Here is a 15,641-nt window from a genome sequence, read left to right on the forward strand (position 1 = left end):
ACGGCTAATCAAAACTGAGACGGAACACTAGATGATTGAGTCCGAAGTTCGGGCTGCTCAGTGGTCGTACGCGATAAGCGATCGCTTTCTGGGCGCTCCGACCATGGTGTTGTGCCAGATGCAGGTCGCCATCGCGAGGAGGCGCTGGCCGACCCGCGCGTAGATGCCGCCGCGGGTACGCGCGCCGTGCTGTTCGAGGCTGAGCTGGCCTTTGAGCGTGTCGAAGATCGCCTCGATCCACTGACGCATATGCAGCAGGGCCCGTTCGGCGGGGCTGGGGGCAGGGTCGGAGGTGTTCTTCCTGGCCGGGCGGACCAGGTGGGCGCCCAGGTCGTCGCGGAGGAACTTCTCGAAGTCGGCGCCGGCGAAGCCCTTGTCGGCCAGGATCACCTGCCCGGACTGCACGAGGTGGTGGTCGACTTCCAGCAGGGCGGCGATCACGTCGCGTTCGTCGAGTTTCGGGTGGGCCAGGCACCAGGTGACCGGCATGCCCTCGACGGTGGTGACCAGGTACAGGCGCATGCCCCAGAAGTAGCGTGAGTGGGAGGCGCAGTAGCCGTAGCCGGCGTCGCCTGCCAGGTCCGAGCGTTTCGCGGTCTCACGGGAGGCTCCGCAGGGCACCGGGGTGGAGTCGATCAGCCGCAGGATTGGCGCACCGGTGGGGGTGTTGGCCGCCAGGTGCCGGATCACCCTGGCGATCAGCGGGCCGGCAGCTCGTAGCCGTTTGCCATATCCGGACTGGTCGGGCATGTAGGGGAACAGGTGGCGCAGGTTCTTGCGGGCGTAGCGGATCCAGTGCCGTTCACGTGGGAAGTCCAGCAGGACCTGCGCGATGGCCAGGCACAGCAACTCAGCGTCGGACAGCAGCGGCGGGCGACCGATCCGGCGACGGCCGATGACGTGATCGTCGAGGAACACGTAGAGTGCGGTCAGAAGGGTATCGAGGTCTGTCTTCACAAACTGACATCGATACCCTTCGCCATGCTCCAGTCAAGCCCGCGCCGCCGTGCAGCCCAGACTTCGGACTCAATCATCTAGCTGCCACCTTAGCTGCGCTGCCACTTATGATTGCGCGATGTCGCTCCCAGTGCGCTGGACTCGGCTGCTGATGGTGGTATCGGCAGCCGGCTTTACAGGCGCGGCCTTCGCAATCCGCGCCGCGATGGACGGGCCTATCGAACAGTACTCAGGCGCCGCCTTGTCCGCGGCCATCGTCTACACGATAGTGATCCTCATATGGCCGCTGATCTCCCCACTACCTGCCGGCGGCGCCGCGATCGCATACTGCTGGTTCATCGAGTTTGCACAGCTCACCCCCATACCCGCGGCACTCTCCCAACGCAGCTGGCTCGCCCGCCAGCTGCTAGGCGCCCAGTTCGACCTCATTGATGTTGCCTGGTACCCCGTCGGCGTCATCCCATTGGTCGCCGCGCATTGGCTTCTCCGCGCCCGCACACGTTCCCATCCTGCTCGGCTGACCTCACCCACCGTCACCGCCGAATGTGCACCAGAGCCCAAATAACGGCTGATCGACCGATCAAGGGAGAGACGCCAGATGACGACCGAGATCACCTCGGGGCACGAGCCGGCCCCGGGTCGGTGAGTGCGGTCACGGATGAGCAGTTGATCGCGATGCTGGTCGATCGGGCTCGTGGTGACGGGCTGAAGCTGACCGGTGAGGGTGGGTTGCTGCAGCAGTTGACCAAGCGGGTCCTGGAGTCGGCTCTGGACGGTGAGATCACCGACCATGTCGGCTACTACAAGCACGATCCTGCCGGTCGGGGCAGCGGGAACACGCGGAACGGCAGTCGGACCAAGACTGCCGGGCAGCGGCGCGGTTGATGCGGGTGAACGCGGCGTGGCCTATCTGGCGGAACCTTGTCGGGCAGTGGTCGTGGCTGACTCGCATCAGCGCACAGGGGTCTGTCTCGGAAGCCAGGCTTGTTACATCCACCCCGCGTCACGGGCGATGCGGATGGCGTCGATGCGGTTGCGGCCGCCGACCTTGCTGATCGAGTTTGACAGGTAGTTGCGCACCGTGGCGGGTGACAGGGAGAGGCGCACGGCGATCTGGTCGATCGGATGGCCACCTTCGGCGGCTCGGAGGACGTCGGTCTCGCGGGCGGTGAGCGGGCTATTGCCGATCTCCACCGCCGCGGCGACGAGGTCCGGGTCGACGACGCGCCGGCCGGCGGCGACCTCGCGGACTCCCTGGACGAGGGCATCGCCCGGCGCGTCCTTGACAATGTAGCCGCGCACGTGGGCCCTCAGCGCACGCAGCAGGTTCCCCGGCTTGCCCTGCCCGGTCAGGATCAACGCGCGGCACTCGGGCAGCCGCTGGTGCAACAGTTCGGCCGCGGTGATCCCGTCCATGCCGGGCAGGTGGATGTCGAGGACGGCAACGTCGGGCCGGGTCCGCAGCGCCGTTTCAACGACCTGGTCGCCGCGGTCCAGTTCGGCGACGACCTCGATGTCGTCCTCCAGCTTGAGCAGCGCCACCAGCGCGCGACGGATCAGGTGCATGTCTTCGGCGATCAGCACCCTGATCATTGGGCCTCCTCGGGCAGGTCGACTACCAGCTCGAACGCATGATCGTCGATGTGTCGGCCGTGCGCGGAGCCGCCTCGCGCCGCCGCCCGGGCGGCGATACCGTTGAGCCCGCTGCCGGTGGCCGCCAATGGCGTCCCGGCGCCGTTGTTCCGGACGGTGAGCCGGACGAGGCCGTCGTGCCGCTGGATGCCGATCGAGCACCATTGGGCGTCGCTGTGCCGCAGGACGTTGGTCACGCCTTCCCGGACCGTCCAGGCGAACACTTCCTGCGTCCCGGCGGAGAGCTCGCCGTCGGCGGTCTCGACGGTCACGGTGACACCGGCGGCGACCAGCAACGCGGTGGCACCATCGAGCTCGGTGCGCAGCGACACCCGATGCTCGTCGTGGGTCACCGCGCGCATGCTCCGCAGCGTGTCGCGGGCCAGGCCGGCGAGCTGCTCGACCTCCGAGCGGGCCGCGCTGGGATCCTTCGTCAGCAGCCGGAGCGCCAGGTCGCCCTGCAGCGAGACCGCGGAGAGGTTCTGGCCCAGCACGTCGTGCAGGTCCTGGGACAGCCGGAGCCGTTCCCGGGTCACCGCGAGCTCGGCCAGTTCATGACGCGCGGCATGCAGCTCATCCAGCAGACGTACCAGCCGCGCGGCGCCGAAGAGCGCCCACGGCGGTACGAGCGACAACGCGTCGTACAACACCGCATAGACCAGCGCGGTGGCGGATGCGGACAGGGCCGGCCCGAGGCTTCTCGCCTGCACGGCGAGGAGGGCTGCTACGCAGGCGACCGACAGCGCCGAATGCACGGCGACGCGTACCCGGCCGCGGAGCAGCATGAGCGTCGAGGCGAGCGGAAACCAGCACCCCACTGTCCAGACCGGCAGCCAGCCCGGCAGCAGCAACGGCGCGAACCCCAGGACGACGAGCACCGGCAGGGTCCAGCGCCAGCCGGCCGGGCGTCGTTGCCGGGTCGTCGAGAGGCTGTGCCGCAGCTGCAGGCCGAGCATTGCCAGCCCAATCGGTGCGGCCGCGACGGCGTATTGTGGCGCGGGGACGTCGGCCGCGCCCAGCATCGTGAAGCAGACCGGCACGGCCACGATCGGCAGATGCAGCCCGATCAACAGCCAGAACGCCAACCGTCCGGTCATGCCGTCCCACTTTGACGATGAGCCACGACCAATCGGGTGTCGCCGCCGTGGTCGACAATTTCGATCGTGCAGTCCCGGACGCCGTCGGACTGCAGCAGCCGGCTGACCTCGGCGTGCAGTGCCGCCAGGAGGGTATGCGGTGGCGGCTCCGGCAGCTCGTCGGGCACCACCAGCCGGACCCGGATGCCGGCCGTGCGCAGCAGTGTGGCGGCCGACTCCAGTTCCGTGCGCAGTGCCGGCGGGCGGAAGCCGGCGGTCAGCCGACGGCCCTCCGCGACCGCGTTGCGTGCGGTGCCGATCACGGTACGCAGCGCCGCGTCGGCCAGCCCGGGTTCGGCGCCGATCCGGCGGGCCGCGAGGTCAGCCTCACCGGCGATCGTCTCCAGCGCCGAGCCCAGCGTGTGCCGCAGCTCATCCTCGACCCGCGTGCGCTCCCGCACGACCGCCTGATCGGCCACCGCGGTCCGGGCGGCCCGCAGCTCGCGGATCGTCGCGATGAGCCACACCGGGACCGCCAGCACCAGGCCGTACAGCAGGACGCCGGCGCTGAAGTAGATCACCCACTGCTGTCCTCCCAGCATCACCGCCGCCACCCCGGGCAGCGCGACCAGCCCGGCGAACAGTGGGATCGACCACCGTGGGCGCAGGAGCAGCAGCACCGAAGCGCTCAACGGGTACAGCGCGGCCAACCACTGCACGCCGATCACCGGCAGCGTCGCGACGATCACGACGGCCATCAGCGCGAGACTCCACGCGGCCCCCGCCGGCCGCCGCCCGCGCAGGGCGTGCTGGACGTGCCACAGGTGCAGCGGCAGGTACGCGCTGGTGGCCGCCACCGCGATCGCCGTGTCGCCGGGCTGCCCCGCGGCGATCCGCATGACCCCCACCGTGACCCAGAGCGCACTGGCGGTCACCACGCCGGCCCCAGCGAGCTCGAGCACCCGCCCTGACCTCATGTGCACGATCAGTTTCGTCCTTGCCGGTGGTAGCGACACGTCGCGCCACCGTACGCATACCGCCATTGGCAGAACAAAGGAAATCGTCACCGTGGTCGCCCATCTCACCTCCGCCGCCGGGTGCGACAGCGGCCAGCCTGACCCGGTCGGCACCAGGCGCACCAGATGCGGATGTCACCAGTACCGGTGGAGGAACACCAGCCGGTTTTCGAGAAATCGACGTCTGCTGCCCGGGGTGCCCGCCGAACAGACTGCTCACCGAAGCATCCACCGGACGAGAAGGAACACCATGAGTGAGCTCCACCCGTACAAGATCGATATCGCGCAGGATGTCCTGGACGACCTGCGAGACCGGCTGGACCGGACTCGCTGGACCGACGACGCGCCGGGCGGCGACGCACGGTACGGCGTGGAGCTCGGCTACGTCCGCCGGCTCGTCGAGCGCTGGCGCACCGGGTACGACTGGCGGGCATGGGAGGCGCGGCTGAACGAATACCCCCAATATCTCACCACCATCGACGGGCAGTCCGTCCACTTCCTGCACGTTCGGTCACCGGAACCGGACGCGTTCCCGCTGATCCTCACGCACGGATGGCCGGGCTCCGTGGTGGAGTTCCTGAAGCTGATCGGCCCCCTGACCGACCCCCGTTCCCATGGCGGCGACCCAGCCGACGCCTTCCACCTGGTCATCCCGTCGATCCCCGGGTTCGGACCCGCCGGCCCGACGGTCGATGCGGGCTGGGACACCACCCGGACCGCACGCGCCTGGGCCAACCTGATGCACCGGCTCGGTTACACCCGCTACGGTGCACACGGCAACGACGGCGGCTCGATGATCTCCCCGGTCCTGGGTGTCATCGACGGCGAGCGCGTTGCCGGCGTCCACGTCACCCAGATCTTCTCCTTCCCCTCCGGCGACCCGGCCGAGTTCGAGGGCATGTCGGCGGAGGACCTGGCCGCGATGCAGAAGCTGCAGTGGTTCTACGAGCACAAGTTCTCCTTTAGCCAGGTGCACTCGCAGCAGCCGCAGACCCTGGCGCACGCGATGGCCGACTCGCCGGCCGGACTGCTCGCCTGGAACGCCCAGTTGTTCACGCCCGACGCGATGGGCACCCAGGACCTTGACGACGATTTCGTACTGACAAATGTCGCCCTGTACTGGTTGACCGGAACGGCCGGTTCGTCCATCCGCTTCTACTACGAGAACGCCAGGTCCCAGGAGCCGGCCGAGCCCACCACCGTGCCGCTCGGGCTGGCCGCGTTCGACGGCGACTTCAGGTCCATCCGCCGCTTCGCCGAACGTGACCACAAGAACATCATCCAGTGGCACACCTACGACGCTCCCGGCGGCCACTACGCGGCACATTTGGAGCCCGACCTGATGACCAACGACCTTCGCGGTTTCTTCCGCGGTCTTCGCTGACGGCCACGCTCACCGGCGGCCACGGCAGCAACCTGTCCCGCGAGGCGGAAGCAGGCCACCCGCGGCCGCCACGGCCCATCGGCAGAGACTGGCCGCTTCTCCGTGGGCTTCGTTCTTCGCGAGATCAGCGGCGGGCGTCGTATGCGTCGGCGATGTACCGGGCCGGCACCAGGGTTGGGTCGACCGCCACTACCGTGTCGGGAACGGCAAGAGCCAGCAGCCCGCCGAGCCCGACGGTCAGCACGGACCGCCCCACCCTGCCGTCCGCGATAGGACACGCACACCAGCGGACAGCCCGCTCGCAGCGACGCCGCCCGCCACCACAGCGTCTCCACCCGCCTGCCGGCGCCGAACTCTCGCGGGATCTCCCGCACCGCCGCGTCACCGACAAGGCGGGGGCCCAGCAGGCACCGAGGCCAGTGCTCGGGCAGCGATCTGTTCGGGGGTGGGAGCCGGCGGGACGACCCTCTCCCTGCCCGCCAGCTCCCCCTGCCCACCGCCACGCCCGCCCGAAGGCGCGCAGGCGGCGAGCCGATCGGGCTGCTCGTCCGATGGGCCTTGCACGTCCGCCTCCCCGTAAGGCCTGCCGTACGGCACAGACCGACATCGATATCGGTGCGGCCGGTCCCCCGTTACTGTCCGGGCGGAGGGGCTGCGGGCGTGCGAGGGCGGCGCAGCATGGCGCGGACCCGGGCCACGAGTTCCCGAGGGCTGAACGGCTTGGTCAGGTAGTCGTCCGCGCCCACCCCGAGGCCGACGAGCTTGTCGACCTCCTCACTGCGAGCGGTGAGCATGACCACGTAACAGTCGGTGAACGTCCGGATCTGGCGGCAGGCCTCGATGCCGTCCAGCCCGGGCAGGGCAAGGTCCAGAACCACCACATCCGGCCGGTCCCGCCGGACGGCGGCCACCGCTGCCCGCCCGTCGAAGACGCAACTGACCTCGTGACCGTCACGCTGCAGATAACTGGCGACGACCTTGGCCAGACTGCGCTCGTCGTCGACCACCAGCACACGTCCACCCATCTGGCACATCCTGCCTCGCCGAGCCGGACGGACGCGGCCGGGTGGCGGCGACACCGCGCCCATGAAGATTCACTGAAGAAACCCGCCCGGCGTGGTCGCCGAACGGGAGCGGGAGTCAGGCTGCAGGCAGGGTTTCCGCAGGCAGAGGAGCAGCCATGTCGCCTACCATCACCCGCCGCCGGCTTTTGGCCGGGATCGCCGGGACGGTCGGGCTCGCCGGCGCGGCCGTTGCCGTCGCGTGGGCGGGCGGCGTGTTTGACCCTCGTCTCGTCGGTCCGAGCGACGCTCTGGTGGCGCGGACCGAGGCGGCCCGACGGCGGGATGGCGGGCGCGTCGTGCCCGCGACGCTGAACCCCGCCCGGTCACCCTCGACCTCGGCAGCCGGCAGGTGCAGACCTGGGGGTACAGCGACTCCGCCCCCGGACCGCTGATCCGGGCGCGCGCCGGAGATGTCCTCCGGGTCGAGGTAACCAACGGCCTTGACACCGAGACGAGCGTGCACTGGCACGGTGTGGCGCTGCGCGTCGACATGGACGGGGTGCCCGGGCTGACGCAGCAGCCTATCGCCGCCGGCGGGCGGCACACCTACGAGTTCACCGTCCCCGACCCGGGCACCTACTTCTACCACCCCCACTCCGGGGTCCAACTCGACCGCGCGCTCTACGGTGTCCTGGTTGTAGACGATCCGCACGAGCCAGGCCGGTATGACCAGGAGTGGGTCCTGGTGCTTGACGACTGGGTCGACGGCACCGGCCGTACCCCCAACCAGGTGCTCGCGTCACTCCAGTCCATGGGCGGCCATGGCGACATGGCAGGAATGGATCACGGCAGCATGGGCGGCATGCACGGCATGTCGATGGGCGGCATGGCGACCATGACCTCCCCGCTGCTCGGCGGGGCCGGGGACGTTACCTACCTGCACTATCTGATCAACGGCAGGACGCCGCAAGCCCCGCTCACGTTGACCGGCCGGCCACGCCAGCGGGTGCGGATCCGTCTGGTCAACGCCGCCGCGGACACCACGTTCCGGGTAGCTCTCGGCGGCCACCGCCTCACCGTCACCCACACCGACGGGTTCCCGGTCACTCCCACCACCGGCGACGCCCTCGTGCTTGGGATGGGTGAGCGGGCAGATGTCACGGTGGAACTCGGCGATGGTGTCTTCCCGCTGGTCGCGGTCGCCGAGGGTAAGACCGGACAGGCGCTCACGCTGGTTCGCACCGGTGCCGGGGGCGTCCCCGACGCCGCTGTACGGCCTGGGGAGTTGGACCGTCGAGTACTGCTCACCGGCGGGCTGAAGGCCACAGACGATGTCACCCTCGACCGACGCAAGCCGGACCGAATTCATCGTCTGGTGCTGGGCGGCTCGATGATGCCCTACCGCTGGACCATCAACGGCTCCACGTACGACAAACTGGAGCCGCTGCTGGTCGGACAGGGTGAGCGGGTGCGGCTGGAGTTCGTCAACGAAACGACGATGTTCCACCCGATGCACGTGCACGGACATACCTTCGCGGTCTCCGGCAACGGTACGCGGAACGACACGCTTATCGTCGTACCGAAGCAGACGGTGAGCGTCGAGTTCGACGCCAACAATCCGGGCCAGTGGATGACCCATTGCCACAACATCTACCACGCGGAATCCGGGATGATGGCCAACCTTGCATACTGGGCGTAGAGCTGCGACGTGCCAGAGCGCGCAGCGCGTCGGTCCCGGGGTAGGTGTGGAGGTCTTCCGAGGATGGAGGTTCCTACGCCGCCCATCTGGAAGACCTCGACGTGCCTGACGCTATCTTCGGCTGCCCTGACCTGACCACGTTCTGCCGCCTGGATGAGCTCGGCCTGGTCGTGGTCGGCCAGCGTCTGGGGGTTGGCGAAACCTATCAGAGCCACCCGCGGCGTGAGGCCTGCAGGCCGGCCTGGAAGCGGGTGTCGGCGTCGAGCGCGGCGAGCAGACGCTGCATGCGTCGGCGAAGGGTACGCACGCCGATGCCCAACTCGCGGGCGATCGCCTCGTCCTTGGCGCCGGCCGCCAGCAGGGCGAGCACCTGTCTGTCCTCGTCGTCGACCGCACCCGTCTCGGCGGGCTGCTGGGCGTCGAGCGGCAGCGCTCGGCTCCAGTACAATTCGAACAGCGTGACCAAGGCGTCGAGCAACGTTGAACGACGGATCACCGCGCTCTGCCGGATCTCTGTCTCCAGCATGAGCGGTATCAGGGCAATGCGGCGGTCGGCGATGACCAGTTTCATCGGCAGGCGCGGTAGCAACCGCGCCTGCTCGCCCTGCGCCGACAGCTCCCGGACATGGGCGCGGGCACCGTACCGCTCCAGCGATTCGGCGGAGTAGATCGTGCGCCAGCGGACCCCGCGGGTGAGTACCTCGCTCTGCTGCGGGTTGTCCGGTCCGGCGGAGTAGGGCGGTCGGTCGAACAGCAGGATCTCGGTGGTGCAGGAGTTCTGGATTTCGGCGAACCGTTGCGCCACCGCCCGTTCCCCGTTGACGATCTCGACTAGTTCCCCCGGGTCGTCCTGCCGGCCCGCACGGTACTTCCCCATCAGGTCGGCCACAGCGGCACGGGCTCCGAGCAGCTGGCTTTCGCGGATGTGTACCAGGGTTTCGACGGCGACGTCTGGGGTGGTCGGGACGTAGCGTCGGGGCCGGCCTTCGACTCGCCCCAAGAACCCCAGATCTTCGAGTCTGCGTAAGGCAGAGGCGACGCGTGCGGGGGCGAGTGAGGTCGTTTCGGCGAGCTGCTGCTGGCTGCTACGCGGATGCAGGAGCAGTACCCGGTAGATCTGTTCGTCGATGTCGGGAATGCCGAGGGACGCGAGTTGCCGCTCACCTGGCTCGTGGGCTTCGCGCGCGGGGCCCACCGTTTGCCTCCATTTTGATTAGGACGTCGGGGATCCGTGTGCGGTGGCCGGGACCGGCCGATGGCCTCTCCCGGCCACGGAGGAGTCTAGACCGGCGATGTCCGCGGTGTCAGGGTGTCAAGGTCAACTGCCGTATCGATCGATCGGACCACCGTGAACGCATTTGCCCACTCGCCGGTCGTACCGCCGGCACGTCACCGGCTCCGCCGCGCCGTGGCGCTGCTGCTGACCGCGCTGGTGATCATCACCGTGCCCGCGTCGCCGGCCGCCGCGGCACCCGCCGCCTGGGGCGGCCAGACACCGTCCGGAGAGCCGGGAGTGGACAAGATCGAGCCCAAGCTCGCCCAGGCGTTCGAGGCACCCGGCTTCGAACCGTTCGTCATCGAGTTTGACGCGAAAGCTGACCTGACCGAGGCGGCCCGGATTGACGACTGGACGCGGCGGGGCGCCACCGTCGTGGCCGCCCTCCAGAGCGCCGCCCGAAAGAGCCAGGCAGAGGTCGCGGCAATGCTGGACGACGCGGGCGTTGAGTACGACTCGTATTGGGTGGACAACACCATCCACGTGCGTAAGGGCGACCGCCGGGTCGCGTCGCTGGCGGCCGCGGAGAAGACAGTGACGAAGGTTCGGCAGGCGGGCGTCCTCGCCCTCGAACAGCCCGCACCGGCACTGCGGGCCGCAGCAGCGGCCGGCGTCGAGTGGGGCGTCGCCGACATCAAGGCCGACCAGGTCTGGGACCAGTTCGACGACCGCGGCGACGGGATTGTCGTCGCCAACATCGACTCCGGCGTGCAGTTCGATCATCCCGCATTGGCCGCCTCGTACCGTGGCAACACCGGCAACGGCACCTTCGACCACAACTACAACTGGTTCGACCCCGCGTTGATCTGCGGTCGTCCCTCCGTGAAGCCGTGTGACAACAACGGTCACGGCAGCCACACCATGGGGACGATGGTCGGCGACGGCGGCGAGGGCGCCAGGATCGGTGTCGCCCCCGGGGCACAGTGGATCGCGGTCAAGGGATGCGAGTTCAGCGGCTGCTCCGAGTCGTCGCTGACGGCAGCCGCCCAGTGGGTGCTCGCACCGACCGACCTACGGGGAGAAAATCCCGATCCGGCCCGCCGCCCCGACATCGTCAACAACTCGTGGAGCGGTCCCGGCGGCGACGACTGGTACGAAAACTTCGTGCGGGCCTGGGTGGCCTCCGGCATCTTCCCCGTGTTCTCCAACGGCAATGAAGGACCGCAGTGCCGCACCACCGGTGCGCCCGGCGAATACCCCGAGGCGTACTCGGTCGGAAACTACGCGGAGAACGGAATCATCGCCCCCACCTCCAGCCGCGGACCCGGCTCGTCGGGCGAGACCAAGCCGAACATCTCCGCCCCGGGAACGGCGGTGCGGTCGAGTGTGCCGACCGACGGGTACCGGGTGTACAGCGGGACCTCGATGGCCGCACCGCACGTAGCGGGCACGGTCGCTCTGATGTGGTCGGCGGCGCCGTCCCTGGTGGGCGACGTGGCTGCCACCCGACAACTGCTCGATGACGCTGCCCGGGATGTCGCCGACGACCAGTGCGGCGGCAGCGCCAAGGACAACAACGTCTACGGCGAGGGCCGGCTCGACGCGTTGGCAGCGGTCACCGCATCACCCCGGGGGGACGTGGGAACCCTGCGTGGCCGGGTCACCGCAACCGGATCGGATGAGCCGATCGCCGGGGCCACGGTGTCGCTGACCGGGTCGACGTCGCGGACCGCTGTCACCGACGCCGACGGCCACTACGCGCTGACGCTCACCACCGGGACCTACGACATCGCGGCCCGGTCCTTCGGGTACGTCACGGACGGCGTCGAAGGCATCCAGGTCGCACCGGACGCCACGGTGACAAAAGATTTCCAGCTCTCGCCGGCGCGGCGCGTGCCGTTGGAGGGCACGGTGACCGACGGTTCGGGTCACGGCTGGCCGCTCTACGCGCAGGTCAGCATCGCCGGCACGCCCCTGGACACCTTCACGGACCCGGTGACCGGCGCCTACCGGATGTCGGTGCCCGTCGGCGACGACTACCAGGTCAAGGTGACTCCTCAGTACGACGGGTACACGGCACGCACGATGGACCTCACGATCGCCGATCACACCAGACGCGACATCACCTTGGCGGTCGACCCTGCCTCCTGCACAGCACCCGGGTACCGCCGCGACGACGGGTTGCGCGAAAGCTTCGACTCTACCTCCACGCCCGCGGGCTGGGATGTCGTGGATGCGGCGCGGGCCGGCCAGACATGGACCTTCGACGATCCCGGTCGCCACGGCAACCTGACCGGCGGTGCCGGCGGCTTCGCCGTCGTCGACAGCGATGCGTACGGCCAAGCCGGCTCACAGGACACGTCAATGGTCTCGCCGACGGTGGACCTGTCGCGGACAGCCAACCCAGTCGTCGAGTTCCGCACCGACGTCAACGCCAACTGGCTCGAACGTGCCGACGTCGACATCTCGACCGACGGCGGCACCACGTGGAGCAATGCCTGGCGGGCCAAGGGCGACGTGCGCAGCAGCAAGATCACGGTCCCAATACCGTCAGCGAGCGGCAAGTCCGACGTGCGGGTGAGGTTCCGGTACTGGCTGGCCGGTGACGACTGGTGGTGGCAGATCGACGACGTGTACATCGGCGAACGCGACTGCCGGGCCGCGCCGGGCGGGTTGGTGGTCGGCCGCACCACGACCTCGTTGACCGGCCAGGCACTCGACGGCAGCAAGGTGGTGGCCACCAACGATCCGCACGCGTGGACCACGAGCGGTCCCACCACCGACGACGTGCTGGGCAACGGCTTCTACGCGCTCTTCTCCGCGAACACCGGACCCGTGAAGCTGGAGGCATCGGCCACCGAACGCAACATAGCAATCGTCACCGCCCACGTGTCACCCGACCGCGTCACTCGCCGAGACATCGGGCTGACCTCGGGCCGCTTCACAGCGTCGACGCACCTCATCGAGCGGAGCGTCCCGCTCGGCGAGAAGGCGACCGCGACCTTCAAAATAAACAACACCGGCGACGGCCCGGCACGATTCGAATTGGACGAACGCGACGGCGCCGACGTCGCGCGCCTCGCCCCGCCACCCGGGTCCGTGGGCGACACCCCAGCAGGTGGCGGCGCGCCGCTGCGCACCCATCGCGTGGCCGCTAGCCCGTTGCGCACGGGCGGCTCCAGCGGCGGCGCAGCGATCACCGGTCCTCCTGATCCGCGGCTCGCTGACGCCCCGTGGCGCACCTTGACCCCGTACCCATCGCGCATCAAGGACAGCGCCGCGGGATACCAGAACGGGCTGCTCTACTCGTTCGGTGGCACCACCGGCAGCGGTGCCCCGCTGCGCAGCGCGTACACCTACAACCCGGCCAGCGGCGCCTGGTCGCCGATCGCCGACCTGCCCGACGGGCGGCAGCGGCCGTCCGGTGCGTTCATCAACGGCACATTCGTCATTGCCGGCGGATGGGGCGAGGACAACTTCACCCCAGTGGCGAGCACCGCGATCTACAGCCCCGAGAGGGACTCTTGGACGACCGGGGCGGTAAACCCGTCTCCCCATGCCGCCTCGGGGACGGCGGTACTGGACGGCCAACTGTACGTCGTCGGCGGATGCGACGTCGACTGCGGCAACACCGACGTCCTGCGGTACGACCCGAAGTCGGACACCTGGACGCGGCTGGCCGACTACCCACAGAACACCGCCTGGACCTCCTGCGCCGGGCTGCGGGGACACGTCTACTGCGCCGGGGGAATCGGGCCCGGCGCCGACAAGCTGTCCACCTACGAGTACGACCCGGACACGAACCGGTGGAAGCAGGTGGCGGACATGCCCGTCGACCTGTGGGCCAGCGCAGTGTCGATCTCAGCCGGCCGGCTGGTCATCGCGGGCGGCTCGGCCGAGCGGAGCTCGATCATCACCAACCAGGCCATCTCCTACGACCCGACCACCGATATCTGGACCCGGCTACCGAACTCGACATACGCGCTCTACCGCACCGCCGGGGCGTGCGGGTTCTTCAAAGTCGGCGGCTCCGAGGGCTACGCCGCAGGCGACCCTGCGGTCGAGCAACTGCCCGGAAACTACGACTGTGCGCCGTCCAACGACCAGGAGTGGCTGGAGCTGACGCCGGACGAGAACGTCCTCAAAGCAGGCCACCACACGACCGTCCGGGCCCGGCTGGACACCACCAAACTGACAAAGCCAGGACGGTACGTCGCGGACGTCCGGATCGGCGAAGGGACTCCGTGGGAAACACCCACCATCCAGATCGTGTTCGACGTCAAGCCGAGGCGCTGACCTTGCCGAGCCGGCCGTGATGCCCAGGCAATTCCCCGGGCATCGCAGCCGGCTCGGACCCCGGCAGCGGCGAGGTCATCGGCGCTGGCAGCGAGCAGGTCGACGGCCTCGCGCAGGTACCGCCACACGGTGGCTACCTACGCCGCGAAGCGGGCGGGGGTGCCACCGTTGCGCAGGTGGGTCAAGGCCATCGGTGCCTGCTACTGCGCCGGCAGCCTGCGCCAGCGGCCGCCGAGCGCGCGGCGCTGGTCGCCGCCAGTTCGGGCAGCGGGTCAGGCTGCGCGTGGACAGCGCGATGCTGGCAGGTGAGGTCAGCAACGAAGCTTCCGTACTGGCATTGCGTCTTGGCCGACTGCTGTCCTACCGGGAGCTTCGTCCAATCCCGAGCGACGACACGCCACCGCCTACCTGCCCGGGCACCCTGATCACGAGAACGGTCAAGAACCTTCGAGGCCGAGGCCGTTACGCGCCGTCGGCGGCCTGCTGGCGCCGTCCGCGGCGATGGCGAGCGGGTGTGGCTGGCCGGTCATGGCGGCCAATGAGGGCGGCGACGCCGTGCAGGTCGGCCTTGATGTAGGTGGTGGTGGCGGGTCCGGTGGAGTCGGTGTGCCCGGCGTATGTGCGGGCGATACCGTAGCCGAAGTGGCGCTCGACCCAGGTGACGGTGGTGTGGCGTAGCCAGTGGGTGGAGATGCTCTGGGCAGCCATCCACGGCAACTGCTGGCCGATGCGTTTTCCACAGGTGGTCGTAGCGGCGGCTCGTGATCGCCTGCCCGGTGCGGTAGCGCAACAGGCGATCGGTCGGCAGCACCGCGCCCCGGGTGCGGGCAGTTTATCGAGGTGTGTGGCGAGGTCGAGGGTGATCGGTTGCCAGCGCAGCGTGGCACCGTTCTCGGTCAGCCGCACGAGCCCGCGGTCGGTGTCCGAGTCGGCCAGCCGCAGCCCGAGCGCACCACCGCGGCGGCAGGCGGTCTCGGTGTGCAGCCGCAGCAGCAGCGCGTCGAGGAGGACGTCGTTACCGCTGGTACGAGCAGCAAGTTGATCTCCTCCAGCTCGTCCGGGATCAGGGCGCGGCGGGTGCTCGGTAGCCGACGCGGCTTGACCACCCGGTGGGCGGGCTGGCGGCGGCGTCGATGAGCCCGTCGACGATGGCCCGGTTGTAGACGGCGCGGGCAGGGGCAATGACCTGCTCGCCGGCGTGACGGCCGCCGCGGCTGTTACGCCGCGACCGAGCGGTCGCGGCGATTTGTCGTTGCATGGCCTCGATGTCACCGGCGGCAATGGCGTCCAGAGTTCGCTCGCCCCAGACGGCGGCCATGCGGTTCCACTAGCTTGATCTTTAACCCTTGCGGCGTGGCCTC

Annotated in this window: 10 protein-coding genes and 3 pseudogenes; 5 read left to right on the top strand and 8 right to left on the bottom strand. The window is 69.1% G+C overall.

The window, feature by feature from the left end; genetic code table 11:
• Positions 1 to 57: 57 nt before the first annotated feature.
• Complete coding sequence (locus A6A27_RS41565) at positions 58 to 957, bottom strand: IS982 family transposase (protein WP_073840149.1); 900 nt, start codon at positions 955 to 957, stop codon at positions 58 to 60.
• A 118-nt stretch (positions 958 to 1,075) separates the two neighbouring features.
• Between A6A27_RS41565 and A6A27_RS41570 the strand changes: the two genes are divergently transcribed.
• Both A6A27_RS41570 and A6A27_RS45505 read left to right on the top strand, forming a co-directional pair.
• Positions 1,076 to 1,522 carry a ribosomal maturation YjgA family protein gene (locus A6A27_RS41570; RefSeq protein ID WP_073840150.1) on the top strand — a complete coding sequence of 149 codons (447 nt, stop codon included), beginning with the start codon at positions 1,076 to 1,078 and terminating at the stop codon, positions 1,520 to 1,522.
• Positions 1,523 to 1,632: 110 nt separating this feature from the next.
• A pseudogene (locus tag A6A27_RS45505) lies at positions 1,633 to 1,821 on the top strand (transposase); the annotation flags it as partial.
• 123 nt (positions 1,822 to 1,944) lie between these two features.
• Here A6A27_RS45505 and A6A27_RS41580 read toward each other — a convergent pair.
• Genes A6A27_RS41580 through A6A27_RS41590 form a run of 3 tightly spaced genes read right to left on the bottom strand, consistent with a single transcriptional unit; the run spans position 1,945 to position 4,627 of the window.
• Positions 1,945 to 2,550 carry a response regulator transcription factor gene (locus A6A27_RS41580; protein WP_073840152.1) on the bottom strand — a complete coding sequence of 202 codons (606 nt, stop codon included), beginning with the start codon at positions 2,548 to 2,550 and terminating at the stop codon, positions 1,945 to 1,947.
• Positions 2,547 to 3,686 (bottom strand): sensor histidine kinase, encoded by a 1,140-nt coding sequence (locus A6A27_RS41585; protein WP_073840153.1) that lies wholly within the window; start codon positions 3,684 to 3,686, stop codon positions 2,547 to 2,549. Before A6A27_RS41585 ends, A6A27_RS41580 begins: the two co-directional genes overlap by 4 nt.
• Entirely contained in the window at positions 3,683 to 4,627 is a 945-nt protein-coding gene (locus tag A6A27_RS41590) for a histidine kinase (RefSeq protein WP_073840154.1), read from the bottom strand. Before A6A27_RS41590 ends, A6A27_RS41585 begins: the two co-directional genes overlap by 4 nt.
• 304 nt (positions 4,628 to 4,931) lie before the next feature.
• Here A6A27_RS41590 and A6A27_RS41595 point away from each other — a divergent pair, with 304 nt between their 5' ends.
• On the top strand, positions 4,932 to 6,065 hold the full coding sequence (locus A6A27_RS41595; RefSeq protein ID WP_073840155.1) for an epoxide hydrolase family protein: 1,134 nt from the start codon (positions 4,932 to 4,934) through the stop codon (positions 6,063 to 6,065).
• A gap of 644 nt (positions 6,066 to 6,709) precedes the next feature.
• Here the strand turns inward: A6A27_RS41595 and A6A27_RS41600 are convergent.
• A pseudogene (locus A6A27_RS41600) lies at positions 6,710 to 7,090 on the bottom strand (response regulator transcription factor); the annotation flags it as partial.
• A 155-nt stretch (positions 7,091 to 7,245) separates the two neighbouring features.
• Between A6A27_RS41600 and A6A27_RS41605 the strand changes: the two are divergent.
• Positions 7,246 to 8,768 (top strand): annotated as a pseudogene (locus A6A27_RS41605) (multicopper oxidase family protein).
• A 205-nt stretch (positions 8,769 to 8,973) separates the two neighbouring features.
• On the opposite strand, the gene A6A27_RS41610 reads toward A6A27_RS41605, so the two are convergent.
• Entirely contained in the window at positions 8,974 to 9,963 is a 990-nt protein-coding gene (locus tag A6A27_RS41610) for a helix-turn-helix transcriptional regulator (RefSeq protein ID WP_073840156.1), read from the bottom strand.
• Positions 9,964 to 10,116: 153 nt separating this feature from the next.
• Between A6A27_RS41610 and A6A27_RS41615 the strand changes: the two genes are divergently transcribed.
• Positions 10,117 to 14,280 carry a S8 family serine peptidase gene (locus A6A27_RS41615; protein ID WP_143194456.1) on the top strand — a complete coding sequence of 1,388 codons (4,164 nt, stop codon included), beginning with the start codon at positions 10,117 to 10,119 and terminating at the stop codon, positions 14,278 to 14,280.
• 462 nt (positions 14,281 to 14,742) lie between these two features.
• On the opposite strand, the gene A6A27_RS45510 is transcribed toward A6A27_RS41615, so the two are convergent.
• Both A6A27_RS45510 and A6A27_RS41630 read right to left on the bottom strand, forming a co-directional pair.
• Entirely contained in the window at positions 14,743 to 14,988 is a 246-nt protein-coding gene (locus tag A6A27_RS45510; RefSeq protein WP_073840158.1) for a hypothetical protein, read from the bottom strand.
• 355 nt (positions 14,989 to 15,343) lie between these two features.
• Positions 15,344 to 15,598, bottom strand: a complete 255-nt coding sequence (locus A6A27_RS41630; RefSeq protein WP_073840159.1) for a hypothetical protein — start codon at positions 15,596 to 15,598, stop codon at positions 15,344 to 15,346.
• Between the last annotated feature and the right edge of the window lie 43 nt (positions 15,599 to 15,641).

It is taken from the genome of Micromonospora sp. CB01531, from assembly GCF_001905095.1.
Classification (GTDB): domain Bacteria; phylum Actinomycetota; class Actinomycetes; order Mycobacteriales; family Micromonosporaceae; genus Micromonospora.

What these genes read in the sequence shown, in the direction of transcription:
- A6A27_RS41570 (WP_073840150.1), top strand. Translation starts at nt 1,076, where the DNA reads ATGTCGCTCCCAGTGCGCTGGACTCGGCTGCTGATGGTGGTATCGGCA.
- A6A27_RS41580 (WP_073840152.1), bottom strand. Translation starts at nt 2,550, where the DNA reads ATGATCAGGGTGCTGATCGCCGAAGACATGCACCTGATCCGTCGCGCG.
- A6A27_RS41585 (WP_073840153.1), bottom strand. Translation starts at nt 3,686, where the DNA reads ATGACCGGACGGTTGGCGTTCTGGCTGTTGATCGGGCTGCATCTGCCG.
- A6A27_RS41595 (WP_073840155.1), top strand. Translation starts at nt 4,932, where the DNA reads ATGAGTGAGCTCCACCCGTACAAGATCGATATCGCGCAGGATGTCCTG.
- A6A27_RS45510 (WP_073840158.1), bottom strand. Translation starts at nt 14,988, where the DNA reads ATGGCTGCCCAGAGCATCTCCACCCACTGGCTACGCCACACCACCGTC.
- A6A27_RS41630 (WP_073840159.1), bottom strand. Translation starts at nt 15,598, where the DNA reads ATGGCCGCCGTCTGGGGCGAGCGAACTCTGGACGCCATTGCCGCCGGT.